This is a genomic window from Atribacter laminatus (genome assembly GCF_015775515.1).
Taxonomy (GTDB): domain Bacteria; phylum Atribacterota; class Atribacteria; order Atribacterales; family Atribacteraceae; genus Atribacter; species Atribacter laminatus.
Genome location: NZ_CP065383.1, coordinates 3029730 through 3046272, shown reverse-complemented (window position 1 = coordinate 3046272; position 16543 = coordinate 3029730). Strand labels below are relative to the sequence as shown.

Sequence of the window (16543 nt, the reverse complement as noted above, 5' to 3'; positions counted from 1 at the left end):
GGAATATCAAAATGGAAAAATCTCGAGAAGAATTTTTAAAAAAACTCATTGAAACTCCTAGTCCATCGGGGTTTGAAGAACAGGTTCAAAAAATATTTGGAGAAAGAATTCAAGACAAGGTTGACCGATTTATTAAAGACTACCATGGAAATGCTATTGGTATTATTCATCCTGATGCTTCGTTTCGAGTTATGTTGGCGGGTCATTGTGATGAAGTCGGTTTGATGGTGGAATATATCAGTGATCAGGGATATATTTATTTTTCAACAATTGGAGGAATCGATGCCCATGTCACCCCTGGAAAGAGAGTCATAATTCATAGTTCTCAAGGACCAGTAAGAGGAGTAATTGGAAAAAAACCCATCCATTTGATGGAGGAAAAAGAACGTCAAAAAGTGGTAAAAATTGAAGAGCAGTGGATTGACGTGGGGGCAAAAAATAAAGAAGAACTTACCAAAATTGTGCAAATAGGAGATCCGATTACCATGGATGTTGGTCTTGACCAACTCCTTGGAAGTCGAGTTGCTGGTCGAGGTTTTGATGATCGAGTTGGAGCTTTTGTTGTTGCCGAGGTTCTTCGGAAGGTTCAAAAAGAGAGATTGCAGTGCGGTGTATATGGTGTAAGTACGGTTCAAGAAGAACTTGGTCTCAGGGGAGCAAGAACCAGTGCTTTTAGAATCGATCCCCACTTAGGAATTGCTATTGATGTGACCTTTGCTTCTGATTGTCCCGATATAGATAAAAGAAAGATTGGGGACGTGTCTTTGGGCAAAGGTCCAGTTATATCTCGAGGTCCAAATATTAATCCTCATATTTTTCAAAAGCTGATCAATATCGCTAATCAAAAAAATATTCCCTATCAGATACAAGCTGAATCGCGTGCCACTGGGACAGATGCTAATAGCATTCAAATTAATCGTCAAGGCGTTGCTACCGGTTTGTTAGGCATTCCCAATCGGTATATGCATACTCCCTCCGAAGTCATCGATTGTGATGATTTAGATGCAGCAATACATTTATTGGTCGGATTTTTAGAAAGCATTCATCCTGAAGAAAATTGGATACCTTAAAAATTTGATTTTACCAAATAGTTAATTCATAAAAATGAATCTAGTCGAGGAAATAAAGAGCTTGAAGAAATTTGGAGGAAAGTCATGTCGGAGCTGAGAAAAGATCCGGTTATAGACCGGTGGGTCATTATTGCCAATGAAAGAAGTTTAAAACCTTATGATTTTGGGGTACATGGAGAACTACGAAAGCCTGGTCCTTGTGTTTTTTGTGAAGGGATGGAAACACACACTCCGAAAGAGGTTTTTTCCATTCGAGGTAATCATACTGAAAAAAATCAACCGGGTTGGACAGTTCGGGTAGTTCCTAATAAATTTCCAGCTTTGCGAATAGAAGAACCCTTTGCCCATTGTGTAGATGGAATTTGCGAATCTCTCAGCGGTTCCGGAGCACACGAAGTGATAATTGAAACTCCTGACCATTATTTAGAACTCGGAGATCTTTCGGTGGATCATATTACTGAAGTTATGTATGTTTATCGGGAAAGAATGCGCAACTTGGAAAAAGACCATCGTTTTCGTTATTGTATAATCTTCAAAAATCAAGGAGCTTCAGCGGGGGCTTCGATTCAACATGCTCACTCTCAGCTTATTGCTATCCCAGTGATTCCTAAAAGGGTAAAAGAAGAGCTTCTTGGTGCTGATAAATATTATCAAGAAAAAAATCGTTGCATTTTTTGTGATATCGTGCAATACCACCAAAATAATAATCAAAGGATGATTGTCGAAAACGATCATTTTTTAGCGTTTGTTCCCTATGCCCCTCGATTTCCTTATGAAATATGGATATTACCCAAAAAACACGTATCTCATTTTATGAAAACTGAAGATCAAGAATTAAGTTATTTATCAGAAATATTGAAAAAACTCCTGGTATCCATGAAAAAGTCACTGAATGATTCTCCCTACAATTTAATTCTTCATACCACTCCTTTTGAACGAAAGGGAGAAAAATCATACCTGGAAAGCTATCATTGGCACATGGAAATGCTACCCACTATAACGAAGGTTGCTGGGTTTGAATGGGGAACCGGGTTTTATATTAATCCAGTAATTCCTGAAGATGCAGCGGAAGTTCTCAGAAAAAATATACCCGATAAGATCTAATGCCCCACAACTGAAATTGAGGGTGCAGCTGTTTGATGATAAAAATTCTCAGCAAATGGTCACAGATCCATAATGGTTTAATGGTCATGCATAGGAGGTGAGCCAGATGTCGATTCGATTTGCGCTCATTTTAGCTGGTGGGAAAGGGAATCACTTGAGTGTTTTGTCAATAGAAAGAGCCAAATCAGCTGTTCCCTTCGGAGGTTTTTATCGATTGATTGATTTTCCCTTGAGTAATTGTGTCAACTCTGGCATTTATGATGTTGGTATTTTAACTCAGTACCAACCGCGTTCGTTAATAGAGCATATTGGAGTTGGGCGCCCCTGGGACATGGACCGAAAAAAAGGCGGGATAGAACTCCTTCAGCCTTATTTGGGAAAAACCGTTGGAGGCTGGTATCGTGGGACCGGAGATGCTATTTATCAGAATTTGAATATTATTAATAGAAAAAGATTGGATCATCTCTTGGTGCTTTCCGGAGATCATGCTTATATGATGGATTATAATTCTCTTATGGATTATCACTTGGATAATAATGCCGACGTTACCTTGGTGGTGACACGGGTAAAAACTGAAGATCGGACACGATTTGGTATTTTGGAAGTTGATGATGGGAACCGAGTTTTTGGTTTTGAAGAAAAACCATCACAACCAAAAACCAATATTGCTTTCATGGGAATTTATATTTTTCGTTTAGAGTTTTTAAATGAGTGTTTACAAAAAAATGTTCAAGAATCGAAATACGATTTAGTTAGGAATGTAATTATTGAAAATTTAAATTCAATTAAAACCCAAGCTTTCTTCTATGATGGTTGTTGGTTTGATACCGGAACAATTAAGGCCTATTGGGAAGCGAATATGCATTTATTAGATCCACTTCCCTGTTTTAACTTGTATGATCCGAATTGGGTTATTTATACCAATCGACCACAAAATCCTCCGGCCAAGATTGGAAAGGGAGCTTTAGTCCAGTCATCAATAATTGGTGAGGGAACAGTTATCCATGGTGAGGTGGTCCATTCGGTTGTTTTTCCTGGGGCAGTGATTGAAAAAGATGTAAAAATTTACGATTCGATAATTTTTAATGATTCAATAATTAAAGCTGGTTCAGTGGTGGAGAGAAGTATATTGGATAAAAATGTTATTGTGGGGCAGAGTTCGATTATAGGAGCAGGAAATGATTACACTCCCAACCGACTTCGACCGGATATCCTGAGTTGGGGTGTTAATTTGGTTGGTAAGAATTCGCAGATTCCTCCTCATTCAGTAATTCCTCGAAATTGTTTAATTGGTATTAATGTCTCCACCAATCGTTTTGGGAAAATTACTGAGCTGAAAAGTGGATCAGTAATTATGGGATAGCGTAAAAAAGAAATCTTGGAGGGAGGTTAGTCCTTTGATCCTTGGACTCTTAATCATCATTCTCATTTTGTATGGACTGGTATTGTTTTGGGTTGTGAATGAACGTTTGAAAAGTATTTCGTTGATGATACATAAAAATAATGAAAATTTAAAAAAAATGGAAGAAAAATTTTCTTTGTTGTTGAGTTTGACTGAAGAAAGGGGGAATATGAAAAATTCAGTGGACGTTGAAGATTCTTTTAGTTTTGAAGCATTTGAAGATCAAAAAGATGAATTAGATTCGAAAGGAGATATATAATGAAAGGGAAATATTCAGTTTTTATAGTCAGTATTATTTTTATGATTGGTATTTTTTTGTTTTCGATCCAAAGTATGGCTCAAGATAATTTGAATACTGAAGGTGTCGTAGAAGAAGCACAGAATGCCGAAACGCCGGTTGCAACCGAACAAGTCGTCATAGCTGAAGTAAACGGAGAGCCGGTTTATTTAGCAGAGCTTAAAGAAGTATGGGATACTATGCCGGAAAATTATCGAGTCCAGTTTCCAGGAGGATTTAGAGATTTATTAGAGCAATGGATTCGTCAAGTTCTTTTAGTCCAAGAAGCGAAGAAACTTGGTTTGGCTGATGATCCAGATGTGAAGAAAAAGATTGAAAACGTAGCCCAACAGATCATGATTCAAGAATTTGTGACTCGAGAAGTAATTGATAAGGCTGTGGTTTCTGATGAAGAAATCGAAAAAGAATATTCATCGAATCCGACTCTTTACACTGAGGCGGAACAAGTGAAAGCCAGACATATCATGGTGAATTCGATGGAAGAAGCCGATGCAGTTCAAAAGGAGCTTAAAGAAGGAAAACCTTTTGAACAAGTTGCTCAAGAAAAGTCTCAATCTCCTGATGCCCAGACGGGTGGAGAGATGGGAATGATTCGTAAGGGCGATCTTGATCCGGAGATGGAAAAGATTTTATTTGATCTCGCTCCAGGCAATGTGAGCGAATCAATCGAAACCGACTATGGCATTCATATTTTCTTAGTCGAAGATCATATGCAACCTCGGCTGAAAGACCTTGCTGAAGTAAAAGAAGAAATCCGTTCCAAACTGCTTCCCAAAGTTCAACAAGAATCATTTGAAAAAATGATCGAAGATATGAAAAATAAATCGGAAATTGCCATTCTCGAGGAAAACCTTCCCGAAGATGAAGTGACCGAAGCTCCAACAACTGAAACCAATCCAGAAACATCCAATCCGCAAGCCGAGCAATAAAAGCAAAGGATGGGATTTCTCCTAAGAAACTTTACCACGGTGAATCCCATCCAGAAAAAAATGAGTCATTTTCAGAGACAGCTATAAACCCTAATAAATTGCAAAAAATCCTGAATTCGGTTATATTGTTTAAGTATTTCTCGGATAGAGATAAAAAAAAGGTTCTTTCGAACTATCTTTCCAGCTTATCACTGCAGGCAGGTGACAACATGTTTGAATCATTAGGAAAAGTCTCCGAGTTAAGTTTTCGCGAAGAAAAGATACTTGAATTTTGGCGGGAGAAAAAGATATTCCAGAAAAGCTATCAACATAGAGAAGGGAACCAACGTTTTATTTTTTATGAAGGACCGCCAACCACCAACGGGTACCCTCATGCCGGCCATATTATTGGCAGGAGCATGAAAGATTTGATCCCCCGCTATAAAACCATGTGCGGATATTATGTCCCTCGTAAAGCTGGTTGGGATACCCACGGACTTCCTGTCGAACTGGAAGTGGAAAAAATGCTGGGGTTTTCTGGGAAGCAGGATATAGAAAATTATGGGATTGATCGTTTTAACCAGAAATGCCAGGAAAGTATTTGGAAATATATAAAAGAATGGGAAAAGATCACCGAACGAATGGGGATTTGGATGGACATGGACCATCCCTATGTGACTTGCGATAATGATTATATTGAAAGTCTTTGGTGGATTCTCAAACAGCTCTTTAATCAAAATCTTCTCTATCAAGGATATAAGGTTTTACCCTATTGTTCACGATGTGGAACTTCTCTTTCCAGTCATGAGGTAGCTCAGGGCTATCAAGATGTAGTTGATCCGTCAGTTTATCTTCTTTTTCAAGTCCAAAATCGAGAGAATACATTTTTCTTGGTTTGGACAACCACCCCCTGGACATTGGTAGCAAATGTTGCATTGGCAGTTGGCCAAGACCTCAATTATGTGGAAATTCAAGAAAATGAGACCGGCAGGCATTTCATCCTCAATCGTGAACGTTTGGAAGTACTGTTTCAACCTGAAGAATATACCCTGATTAAAGAAATGAAGGGGAAAGAACTAATTGGCATGTCCTATCATCCTCTTATGGCCTTTTTAACGGCAAAAAAAGGGTATAAAGTATATCACGGAGACTTCGTTTCAACCGAAGAAGGAACTGGAATTGTTCACATAGCACCAGCTTTTGGAGAAGACGATATGAGGTTGGCGCAAATCCATGACCTTCCTGTGCTCCATCCGGTTAAAGCTGATGGGACTTATGATGAAAGCGTACCACTCTGGCAGGGTCTTTGGGTAAAAGACGCTGATCCTTTAATTATAAAATATCTTCAATCAACTGGCCAGTTGTATCGACAAGAAACCCATCGCCATACCTATCCCTTTTGTTGGCGTTGCGATACCCCACTCCTGTATTATGCCAAAGGAAGTTGGTTCATTCGTTCTACAGCGGTTAAAAATACTTTGTTAGAAAATAACCTTAAAGTTCATTGGCATCCAGAACACATTCAAAGCGGTAGGTTTGGAAATTTCTTGGAGAACGTAGTAGATTGGGCTTTAAGCCGGGAACGATATTGGGGTACTCCTCTTAATATTTGGAAATGTGAAAGCTGCGGTTATCAAGAAGCTATAGGATCAAGACAAGAACTTAACCAGCGTGCGAATCAGCAAATAGATCAAATTGAACTTCATCGGCCGTATGTCGATGCCATAACTTTAACCTGTTCTCAGTGTGGAGGAGAGATGAGAAGAACTCCAGAGGTTCTTGATTGCTGGTTTGACTCGGGAGCGATGTTTGTTGCCCAAAATCACTATCCTTTTGAAAATCAGGAGCGTTTTTCCAGTCTTTTTCCAGCTGATTTTATTTGTGAAGCTATCGATCAGACCCGGGGTTGGTTTTATAGTCTCCATGTTTTAGCCAGCATCCTTTTCCAAAGCCCAGCTTTTAAAAATTGTTTAGTAACCGAACTGGGACTGGATGAAAAGGGGCAGAAAATGAGTAAACATATCGGGAATGTGGTTAGCCCTTGGGAGTTGGTATCTTCCTATGGCGCCGATGTCCTTCGCTGGTACGTTTTTTCTGTATCACCACCATGGGTGCCAAAACGATTTGGCAAACAAACGCTTGGAGAAGTTTATAGTAAATTTTTTACGACTTTCTGGAATGTTTTTCATTTCTTTGTTCTTTACGCTAACGCTGATGGTTTTGAACCGAAAGCAGATGTTGTCACTGAATTCAAGAACCGTAATGTACTCGACCGATGGATAATTTCTCGTTTTGAAACCATGGTTCAACAAGTTCGGGATTGGCTGGATGATTACGAAGTATCACGAGCCGCTAAGGCGATTGAAAATTTTGTAATTGAAGATTTAAGCAATTGGTATATTCGCCGATCTCGAAGGAGATTTTGGAAATCTGAATGGGACGATGACAAACGAGCTGCCTATTATACCCTATATGAAATATTGTCTGAATTGGCGAAAGCGGTCGCTCCCTTTATCCCTTTTGTTGCAGAAATGGTTTATGATAGTTTAAATAAAAATAATAGTCATCGAAAAGAGAGCGTCCACCTTGAAGATTATCCATCATCTAATTCCTTACGGGTCGATTCCGATTTACTTCTTTTTATGGAAGTTGCTCGAAAAATTACCATATTGGGACGTTCGGTTCGGAATAAAGTGAATATCAAAATTAGACAGCCTTTGTCTAAGGCGATTTTGGTGATTCCGAATCAAAAAGAGCGAGAAGGAGCAATACAATTTGAAGATATTATCCAGGAAGAGTTAAATGTCAAAGAAGCACAGTGGACAGCGACGCTTCCTGAAGGAATAGAACTAATTTTAAAACCTCGTTTTTCGGTTTTAGGCCCTAAACATGGTTCTAAGGTAAAGGAGGTTGCACGCGCTCTGTCTCAGGTTGATCGACAAACTGCTCTTCAGCTTTTGGAAGAAGGACATTTATTTATTTTCGTTTCTGGGGAAAAAGTGTTGATTGAACGACAAGAAGTTGATATCCTATTGAAAGCGAGTGGTTCGGTTTCGGTGGAAAGCATGGAGGGGTATGCAGTCGTTCTTGATACTCAATTAAATGATTTTCTCTTGAGAGAAGGATATCTTCGAGATTTAGTTCATCAAATTCAGTTATTAAGAAAAGAAGCTGGGTTTGAAGTTGAGGATCGAATCCGAATTGGAGTGAATGATGGGACCAATCAAATAGCCAGGATTCTCATTCAAGAGAATGAGCAGTTTATACAAGATGAAACTTTAGCTTATGAAATTTTATATGAAAATTCACTCCAAAATGTTTTTACTCGTGAATTTTCCTTTGGTGAATATTCTTTTAATCTGACTTTGGAGAGGTGAAAAAATGTGGAATGAGAAATCATCACCCACTCTAGTGAAGTCGTTTTTTGGTATCTTTTTAATTGGTCTGTTTCTTATGGCGATTTCCCTAGAGGGTTTGGCATCCACATATCACACTGTTCAAGCCGGAGATAACTTATGGAGTATTTCAAGACATTATCAAGTTTCCTTAGAAAGCTTAATGGAAATGAATGCCTTGAATAAAAATTCAATATTAAAAATAGGACAAAAAATTTTAATTGATAAAAGTCAGGAAGAAAGCAGCCAAGAAACCACTACTCACACAGTATGCGCCGGAGATAATATCTGGTCAATTGCTAAGAAATATGGTGTTTCTCAGGAAAAAATTTTTAAAGACAACAATCTTACCGAGAGCTCGATATTAAGGATTGGCCAAAAGATCATAATCTCTGGATCACAAAATCATCAAGGAACAACCCAATCTACGAAGAACCAAGCGGCAACCACAGTTATTCAATCCTATGAAATTAAGAAAGGTGATTCTTTGTGGACCATCTCCAGGGTTTTTGGAGTTAGCATTAAAACCATTATGACTGCGAATAATCTTTCTGAGGATTCGATTCTCCAAGTTGGTATGAAATTGAAGATTCCAACCCAGCATAATGAAGCGCCTCAGGTTTTGGTCGCTCAAAATGGTCAGAAAAACCAAACCGCAGGGGAAGAAGGATTTTATTATACAGTCGTTTCAGGGGACACCCTATGGAATATTTCCCGGAAGCACGGAGTGAGTGTTAATACTTTGATGAAAGTCAATAATTTGAAGAGTGCTGACCGGTTACAGATTAATCAAAAAATCTGGGTTTCGTCAAGTGAAAAAAGACCTTCTCCTGGAGACACCTCGAACAAATACCAAAACTATCAGGTACAATCGGGTGATAGTCTCTGGTCCATAGCCCGACGTTATCGAGTATCTTTGGATTTATTGATGAATGTTAATGGATTAAATCAGCAAAGCCGATTGAGAATAGGTCAGCAGATCCGCATTCCAACCTATGTTTCTGATGGTTACGGCGAATCACAAAGAGGATATATCTGGCCGGTTATGGGACGAGTTAGTTCACCCTTTGGCATGCGCGGAGGGCGAATGCATAACGGCATTGATATTTGTGCTCCATCAGGAACGATTATTCGAGCTGCCCAGAGTGGAGTAGTTACTTTTTCCGGTACCAGAGGAAATTATGGACGAATGGTAATCATTACTCATGCCAATGGTGATCAAACTGTCTATGCTCATAACAGTGTCAACTTAGTAACCAGAGGTCAGAGAGTCAATCAAAACGATCCGATAGCACGAGTAGGTGCAACGGGCAATGCTACCGGGAATCATTGCCATTTTGAAATTCGCCAAAAAGGAACTGCAATTAACCCAATGAGTCAGCTGAGAAAATAATTGATGAATCGAAACGATGCCTTAGCGCTGCTTAAAAAATATTTAAAGAACCAGAATCTGTTAAAACATTGCTTAGCCTGTGAAGCAATTATGAAGGATCTAGCACCTGGTTACAACCAAGACCCTGAAGAGTGGGCCTTGGTTGGGTTATTGCACGATATAGATTATGAAATCACTAAGGATTGCCCCGAATCCCATGGTATAGAAGGCGCACGGATATTAAGTGAAGCTGGTCTTTCGGATAACGTTATTGCTGCATTACGCTCCCACAATCCTGCAACTGGCCATGTTCCGAATAGTGTTTTAGAAAAAGCATTATACGCGGTGGACCCGGTTAGTGGATTTATCGTTGCCTGTGCTCTGATACATCCGAATCGGACTCTTAGTGGATTGGATCTTGATTTTCTATTTAACCGCTTCAAAGAAAAGAGTTTTGCTCGAGGCGCCGACCGTAACCAAATCCAAACTTGTAATGATCTACAGTTAAACCTGAATGATTTTTTGTTGATTGCCTTGCACGCAATGCAAAAAATATCACCTCAACTGGGCTTATAAACCAAATTTTTCATCCCGCATTTAAATTTTTTCCTTTGTACCCTTGACAATCATTTTATCAAGTCTTATACTTTTAAATGTCAAAGTCAAACAACATCAAAGAAAGGAATGGTGATTATTGTGAATCGTTTTGATCCCTTTGCTGATTTAACTCTTTTGCAGGATCGGATAAATCGGCTGTTTGATGACAGTTTGGTTCAACGAGAGAGACAACCATCACCAAATGAAGCTTGGGTTCCGGTGGTGGATATAACCGAAGATGAGAATGAAATTATTCTCTGGGTAGATCTGCCAGGGGTGAGTCAAAAAGAGGTTGATATCACAATTAATGGCGACCAACTTACCCTTAAGGGCGAAAAGAAGCTCGACCAGTCTAACCAGAGAAAATACTTGCGCAGAGAAAGAGTCATAGGTCCTTTTTCAAGAACTTTTCAACTCAATTTGCCTGTTGAAACCGAAAAAATATCAGCTTCTTATCGAGATGGGGTTTTAGAAATACACCTACCAAAACCGATGGAATTAAAACCCAGAAAGGTATCCATTCAAACTGAATAACATGAATGAATCGGTTATGTTGAGAGAATAAGTTGCTTAGAAAAGAAGGGATGGTTAAAACCATCCCTTCTTTGTGTTAAATAATTTCAAAAAAGTATTTCCGGTAAGGGGGATGAAACTCCATGGAATTTAAAGATTACTACCAAATATTAGGTTTAAATAGAAATGCTGATGATAAAGAAATAAAAAAAACCTATCGTCGATTGGCTCGCAAGTATCATCCCGACCTCAATCCCGGAAACAAAGATGCAGAAAAGCGCTTCAAAGAAATAAACGAAGCCTATGAAGTCTTGGGCGATCCAGAAAAGCGAAAAAGATACGATGAACTGGGATCAGCTTGGAATAGCTATGGTCAAAGAGATACTGAGCAATTTTGGAAAGACTATTATAACAAATATGGATCAGGTGGAACCTCATACCAGCAGACCTATTCTTCCAACTTTGAAGGGACAGATTTCAGCGACTTTTTCCGAACATTTTTTGGCGATTTATTTGGAGGTTCCAGTGCTCGAACTCATACGACTCGTTTTCGTTCTACCAAAAGAAATGATTGGATGAATGGATATCCTCAAGAGCATGTAGCAGAATCTTCCTCCCATCCGATAGAAATTAGCTTTATGGAAAGCATTTTAGGAACTCGGAAGAATTTTCATTTGGAATTCGAAGAATCTTGTCCTCAATGTGGGGGTCAGAATCAGAATTGTTCTACTTGTAATGGCCGGGGGATCGTCAAAAGAAAAAAGACGGTTGATATCAGTATTCCTGCCGGGATTCAAGATGGTGGAAAATTGAGAGTGCCTGGAGTACTCAATGGTCGCGATTTATATTTAGTAGTTAAAATCCAATCCCATCCCTTTTTTAGGAGAGAAAAGAACGATATTCATCTCGACCTCCCATTAACTTTATACGAAACTCTATTAGGAACTGAAGTTGAGGTACCGACCATTAAAGGAAGGGTAAAGATGAAAATCCCTCCTGAAACCCAAAATGGTGTGATCTTACGGCTTCGAGGACTGGGGATTAAAGATAGAAAAACTGGATTAATGGGTGATCAATTAGTTAAAATTCGAGTTGTTTTACCTACCCATCTTGATGAAAAAGAAAAGAGATTATTTCTAGACTTATCAGCAATGAGAAAAGAAAATCCACGATCTCATCTGTTTATATAGAGGAGCTTAAAGGATTTAAAGGAGGATGTATAAAAGATGACAAAAAATAACCATAAGGATGAATATCTCGTAATCGGAGTGGTTGCTCAAATGACTAACTTACATCCTCAGACTCTCCGATACTATGAAAAAATGGGAATACTTAAACCAAATCGAAGTCGTGGAAATATCCGGTTGTATTCCCATCGAGATGTTGAAAGAGTGAGACAGATTAAAGCTCTAACTCAGGACATGGGAGTCAATTTAGCTGGAGTTGAAATCATCCTTCATTTAACCGAGCAAATAGAAATAATTCAAAATCAATGGGAAAAAGAAAGAAAAAAAATGAAAAATCGAATTAAAGATTTAGAAATGAGAGTTTCTAAAGGGGGTGAAATTTTGTTATGAACTTTGAACACTTTACCGAGAAAGCCAGAGAAGTCATAAATTTGGCACAAAATATCTTATTGGAGTATCATCACAATCAGCTGGATGTCGAACATATTCTTTTAGCATTAGTTAAACAGCCGGAAGGAATTACTGGCCAAATATTAGAACGCTGCCAGGTTTCTCCGGAAGCTATCCAAAATGAGTTGGAAACCTCTTTAGAGAAAAGATCTTCGGTGTATTTTCAATCAAGTAGTGAAGCACAGATCTATATAACACCACGAGCAAAATCGGTTATAGACGGAGCAATTGAGGAAGCTAAGAGATTAAAAGATTCTTATGTTGGCGTAGAGCATCTTTTAATTGCCGTGGCAAAAGAGGAAAGTGGTTTGAGCAACAAGATTTTAAAAAATTATAATGTTGATGTTGAAAAAATATACCGAGCTCTACAAGAAATTCGAGGCAAAAGAAAAGTAGACGATCCTTATGCGGAGGGACGTTATATGGCATTAGAAAAATATGGAAGGGATTTAACTCAATATGCTCAAGATGGCAAGTTAGACCCAGTGATAGGGCGGGATAACGAAGTGAATAGAGTTATTCAAATATTAAGCCGACGGACGAAAAATAATCCAGTTCTTATTGGGGATCCTGGAGTTGGAAAAACCGCTATCGTAGAAGGATTAGCCCAAAAAATTATCCAAGGGAATGTTCCAGAAAGCTTAAAGGGGAAACGAGTAGTTATTCTTGATATGGGTTCTCTCCTGGCAGGTGCAAAATTCCGAGGAGAATTTGAAGAACGTTTAAAGGCTGTTTTAGAAGAAGTTCAAAAATCGGAAGGGAAAATAATTCTATTCATTGATGAACTCCACACTGTTGTGGGTGCAGGAGCAGCCGAAGGAGCCATTGACGCTGCGAACATCTTGAAACCATTGTTAGCGCGAGGGGAGCTGCAGACCATAGGTGCAACTACTCTTGACGAATATCGAAAATATATAGAGAAAGATGCAGCTTTAGAGAGGCGTTTTCAACCGGTTTTTGTTGGTGAGCCCAGTATTGAAGAAACCAAGAAAATTCTTCAAGGACTGAGGGATAAATATGAAGCCTACCACAAAGTTAAAATAGGAGATGACGCTCTAGACGCCGCAGCCGAGTTGTCGGCGAAATTTATAAGCGATCGCTTTCTTCCTGATAAAGCGATTGATTTAATAGACGAAGCCGCCAGTAAAAAACGCATTGATATCCAAAGTGTTCCACGGGAAATAAAGGAAATGGAACTTGAGCTGCAAAAAATGGCTCAAGAAGGAATGGCAGCTGTTCAGGCTCAAGAATATGAAAAAGCTGCTGCCTTGAGAGACCAAGCCGAAGCGCTTCGTCTTCGCTATCAAGAAACACGAGATAAGTGGCTTCAAGCGCAGCAAATGAGCGAAGTGGTTTCAGCTTCCGATATCGCTGAGGTCGTTTCTTCTTGGACTGGAATACCCACGACTCAACTCATGGAAAAGGAAAGGGAAAGATTGCTTCGCATGGAAGATGAACTTCATCGGCGAGTAGTTGGACAGGATGAAGCAATTCATGCGGTTGCTGAGGCAATTCGACGATCCCGAGCGGGCATAACCGAAGGAAGAAGACCAATTGGCTCTTTTCTCTTTCTTGGGCCTACTGGTGTTGGGAAAACTGAATTGGCAAAAGCATTGGCGGAATTTATGTTTGGAAGCGATGAAGCCTTGCTAAGGATTGATATGTCAGAATATATGGAAAAACATACCGTATCCCGTTTAATTGGAGCACCTCCTGGCTATATAGGATATGAAGAGGGCGGTCAGCTGACTGAGATCGTGAGAAGGCGTCCTTATCAGGTTATTCTCCTTGATGAAATAGAGAAAGCCCACCCTGATGTTTTTAACATCTTATTGCAAATTTTAGATGACGGGCGATTAACTGATGGACAAGGGAGAACGGTCGATTTTCGCAATACAGTAATTATTATGACTTCAAATTTAGGCAGCCAGACGTTCCGAAATCTTCCCAGTGACCAGTTGGGAGAATTTGAAAAGGCGAAGCAAGCAGTTCTGGCGGAAGTTGAAAGACATTTCAAACCAGAATTTGTTAATCGTGTTGATGAAATCATCGTGTTCAGACCTTTATCGAAAGACCAAATTCATCAAATTGTCGATCTAATGATGTCTCATCTGGAAAAACGACTTCAGGAACAAGGCTTGAACATTGTTCTTGATAACAAAGTAAAAGACTTTTTAGCCCAAAATGGATATGACCCTGATTTTGGGGCGCGTCCACTGAGACGATTGATTCAAAGAAAAATAGAAAGTCCATTAGCCAGCGAATTAATCCGCTGCACTTTCCAGCCTGGACAAACCATACAGGTGAAAATGGGTCCTGATCAACAAATTCAATTTTCTGGTGAACGGACGCATTGAATTGCGCCCGTTCAATTTTTAAAATCTTTTTTAAGGGCTTGACTCATCAAACTCGATTGATTTTTACAGAATAACCCCTCATGCCACTTCACAATATCAGGGCGAGAAAAAGAGGATCAAGGATGACGGATTAAAGGCACATCTCCCAAACTCCCTTCAATGGCGGAATTCATTTGATGGTATTTCCAGGATCGACCCTCATGCTGCATAGCATCACTAGATAGCGATGATAGAAAGGATTCGACATGCCATGGCATGTCGCTACTTTAACCAGGTGCGATAAATTGAAATTCTTACAACTGGATTTTAAAAATACTGGATCAAGATGAGGACGGTATTTGGTTCCTGAATGGTTCCTGGTTTTATGGAACAAAAGTTTGATTTGGTTATTTGATAAAATTAAATAAAAGAATTATAATATTGCTCGAATGTTTCAGAATACCATACGAAGGAGGGTAACACGTGGCCCAAACTGAAGTACCAGAAAAAGCAAATGTGTTAGAAATATCTCCGGAGCAGTTAAGTGAACTGGAGCATGTCTTAGGTGACTATCAGGGAAAACCTGGCATGCTTATCCAGGCACTCCATGCTGCCCAAAATCTTATTGGATATCTTCCTCCCCCAGTTTTAAGAACAGTAGCAAAAGTGCTTGATATATCTTTAAGTGAAGTGTATGGAGTAGTGACGTTTTATCATTTTTTCTCTATGAAACCTCGGGGAAAGCACGTTATCCAGGTTTGTCTTGGAACTGCTTGTTACGTTCGGGGAGGTCAGGAAATTCTTACTCAACTACAAAAGGAACTTTCAATAGACGTTGGAGAGGTCACTGAAGATGGACTTTATTCTTTGGAAGTCATGAGATGTGCAGGGGCTTGTGGTTTGGCTCCTGTAGTTCGTATCGACAGCGATGTCCATAAACGTGTCAATCCCTCTCATATAACCAACATTCTTAAAAACTATCAATAATGAAAGAGTTAGCCTTGCATATCCTTGACATTATGGAAAATTCCATACGAGCTAATGCAAGCAAAATATATGTTTCTCTTGTTGAAAATAGTTGCTCAAATCAATACATTCTCACTATTCAAGATAACGGTAAAGGTATGGATAAAGAGGTCCTCGCTCGAGTAAGAGATCCTTTTTTTACAGGCCAAAACAAGAAGGTGGGCATGGGTATTCCTCTTTTAGAACAACTGGCTTCGATGTGTGGTGGTAAACTTGATATTGTTTCCCAACCTGGGGAAGGGACAATGATTCAAGCTACCTTTCAAAAGAGCCACATCGATCTTCCACCTCTCGGCGATCTCCCCGAAACTCTTTTGGTGCTCTTTGCCTCTCATCCAGAAGTTGAAATCGAGTTTGAACATGTTAAGGATAATTGTCGCTGGTCATTTAATACCAAAAAAATGTTTCAAGAGTTAGGTCTTCAAGAACCACAAGATATTTTTCCAGTTCTTCAGGGAATTAAAGAGTGGATACAATATCATGAAAACCAAATTCAGGAAGGAGTGTAGGGGGATGAAAATTACCAGTATTGAAGATTTAAAGAGAATCAAAGAGGAAGCTCAAAAAAACACCTTACTTCGAGAAGGAACCGCTGATATAAAGATCGTCGTTTGTATGGGGACTTGTGGTATAGCAGCTGGTGCTCGCCAAGTGATGTCTTCTCTTCTTGATGAAGTTTCCAAAAGGAATCTAAAAAATGTCATTATAACCCAAGCCGGATGCATTGGTCTCTGTGACAGGGAGCCCTTAATTAGTGTAGAAAAAGGCGGAGAAAAGGTATATTATGGCGATTTATCACCGGACAAAGCGCGACAAATCATTTCTTCCCATGTGGTAAACGGTCAAATCATTGGAGAATGGGTCGTACATACTGAACGATAGAAC

The 16543-nt window shown here is 39.3% G+C and carries 15 protein-coding genes; all 15 read left to right on the top strand.

The window, feature by feature from the left end:
* The first annotated feature begins 11 nt into the window (after nt 1-11).
* The 15 genes from RT761_RS13795 (at nt 12) to RT761_RS13725 (ending at nt 16540) form a co-directional block, all read left to right on the top strand.
* Nucleotides 12-1070, top strand: coding sequence for a M42 family metallopeptidase (locus tag RT761_RS13795; RefSeq protein WP_218112000.1), 1059 nt, complete (start codon nt 12-14; stop codon nt 1068-1070).
* An 84-nt stretch (nt 1071-1154) separates the two neighbouring features.
* A complete protein-coding gene (galT, locus tag RT761_RS13790; protein WP_218111999.1) occupies nt 1155-2174 on the top strand; it encodes a galactose-1-phosphate uridylyltransferase in 1020 nt (339 codons plus the stop codon).
* A 106-nt stretch (nt 2175-2280) separates the two neighbouring features.
* Entirely contained in the window at nt 2281-3537 is a 1257-nt protein-coding gene (gene glgD / locus RT761_RS13785; protein WP_218111998.1) for a glucose-1-phosphate adenylyltransferase subunit GlgD, read from the top strand.
* Nucleotides 3538-3571: 34 nt separating this feature from the next.
* Entirely contained in the window at nt 3572-3835 is a 264-nt protein-coding gene (locus RT761_RS13780; RefSeq protein ID WP_218111997.1) for a hypothetical protein, read from the top strand.
* Nucleotides 3835-4803, top strand: a complete 969-nt coding sequence (locus RT761_RS13775) for a peptidylprolyl isomerase (RefSeq protein ID WP_218111996.1) — start codon at nt 3835-3837, stop codon at nt 4801-4803. The genes RT761_RS13780 and RT761_RS13775 overlap by 1 nt, the downstream gene beginning before the upstream one ends.
* Nucleotides 4804-5012: 209 nt before the next feature.
* Nucleotides 5013-8159, top strand: coding sequence for an isoleucine--tRNA ligase (gene ileS / locus RT761_RS13770; protein WP_218111995.1), 3147 nt, complete (start codon nt 5013-5015; stop codon nt 8157-8159).
* A gap of 4 nt (nt 8160-8163) precedes the next feature.
* On the top strand, nt 8164-9570 hold the full coding sequence (locus tag RT761_RS13765; RefSeq protein ID WP_218111994.1) for a LysM peptidoglycan-binding domain-containing protein: 1407 nt from the start codon (nt 8164-8166) through the stop codon (nt 9568-9570).
* 3 nt (nt 9571-9573) lie between these two features.
* Nucleotides 9574-10125: an HDIG domain-containing metalloprotein gene (locus tag RT761_RS13760; RefSeq protein ID WP_218111993.1), complete on the top strand. Its 552-nt coding sequence runs from the start codon at nt 9574-9576 to the stop codon at nt 10123-10125.
* A 120-nt stretch (nt 10126-10245) separates the two neighbouring features.
* The gene (locus RT761_RS13755) at nt 10246-10680 is read left to right on the top strand and encodes an Hsp20/alpha crystallin family protein (protein WP_218111992.1); all 435 of its coding nucleotides are present in this window, start codon (nt 10246-10248) and stop codon (nt 10678-10680) included.
* Nucleotides 10681-10802: 122 nt separating this feature from the next.
* Nucleotides 10803-11849, top strand: coding sequence for a DnaJ C-terminal domain-containing protein (locus RT761_RS13750; protein ID WP_218111991.1), 1047 nt, complete (start codon nt 10803-10805; stop codon nt 11847-11849).
* Nucleotides 11850-11885: 36 nt separating this feature from the next.
* A complete protein-coding gene (locus RT761_RS13745) occupies nt 11886-12236 on the top strand; it encodes a heat shock protein transcriptional repressor HspR (protein ID WP_218111990.1) in 351 nt (116 codons plus the stop codon).
* Nucleotides 12233-14653: an ATP-dependent Clp protease ATP-binding subunit gene (locus RT761_RS13740; protein ID WP_218111989.1), complete on the top strand. Its 2421-nt coding sequence runs from the start codon at nt 12233-12235 to the stop codon at nt 14651-14653. The genes RT761_RS13745 and RT761_RS13740 overlap by 4 nt, the downstream gene beginning before the upstream one ends.
* Nucleotides 14654-15115: 462 nt before the next feature.
* Nucleotides 15116-15619 carry an NADH-quinone oxidoreductase subunit NuoE gene (nuoE, locus tag RT761_RS13735; protein WP_218111988.1) on the top strand — a complete coding sequence of 168 codons (504 nt, stop codon included), beginning with the start codon at nt 15116-15118 and terminating at the stop codon, nt 15617-15619.
* Nucleotides 15619-16167 (top strand): ATP-binding protein, encoded by a 549-nt coding sequence (locus RT761_RS13730; protein ID WP_218111987.1) that lies wholly within the window; start codon nt 15619-15621, stop codon nt 16165-16167. The genes nuoE and RT761_RS13730 overlap by 1 nt, the downstream gene beginning before the upstream one ends.
* Before the next feature lie 4 nt (nt 16168-16171).
* On the top strand, nt 16172-16540 hold the full coding sequence (locus tag RT761_RS13725; RefSeq protein WP_218111986.1) for a (2Fe-2S) ferredoxin domain-containing protein: 369 nt from the start codon (nt 16172-16174) through the stop codon (nt 16538-16540).
* Nucleotides 16541-16543: the final 3 nt, after the last annotated feature.

Coding starts and splice junctions, on each gene's coding strand:
- RT761_RS13760 (WP_218111993.1), top strand. CDS start 9,574: ATGAATCGAAACGATGCCTTAGCGCTGCTTAAAAAATATTTAAAGAAC.
- galT (WP_218111999.1), top strand. CDS start 1,155: ATGTCGGAGCTGAGAAAAGATCCGGTTATAGACCGGTGGGTCATTATT.
- RT761_RS13745 (WP_218111990.1), top strand. CDS start 11,886: ATGACAAAAAATAACCATAAGGATGAATATCTCGTAATCGGAGTGGTT.
- RT761_RS13730 (WP_218111987.1), top strand. CDS start 15,619: ATGAAAGAGTTAGCCTTGCATATCCTTGACATTATGGAAAATTCCATA.
- RT761_RS13740 (WP_218111989.1), top strand. CDS start 12,233: ATGAACTTTGAACACTTTACCGAGAAAGCCAGAGAAGTCATAAATTTG.
- ileS (WP_218111995.1), top strand. CDS start 5,013: ATGTTTGAATCATTAGGAAAAGTCTCCGAGTTAAGTTTTCGCGAAGAA.
- RT761_RS13795 (WP_218112000.1), top strand. CDS start 12: ATGGAAAAATCTCGAGAAGAATTTTTAAAAAAACTCATTGAAACTCCT.
- glgD (WP_218111998.1), top strand. CDS start 2,281: ATGTCGATTCGATTTGCGCTCATTTTAGCTGGTGGGAAAGGGAATCAC.
- RT761_RS13725 (WP_218111986.1), top strand. CDS start 16,172: ATGAAAATTACCAGTATTGAAGATTTAAAGAGAATCAAAGAGGAAGCT.
- RT761_RS13765 (WP_218111994.1), top strand. CDS start 8,164: ATGTGGAATGAGAAATCATCACCCACTCTAGTGAAGTCGTTTTTTGGT.
- RT761_RS13750 (WP_218111991.1), top strand. CDS start 10,803: ATGGAATTTAAAGATTACTACCAAATATTAGGTTTAAATAGAAATGCT.
- RT761_RS13775 (WP_218111996.1), top strand. CDS start 3,835: ATGAAAGGGAAATATTCAGTTTTTATAGTCAGTATTATTTTTATGATT.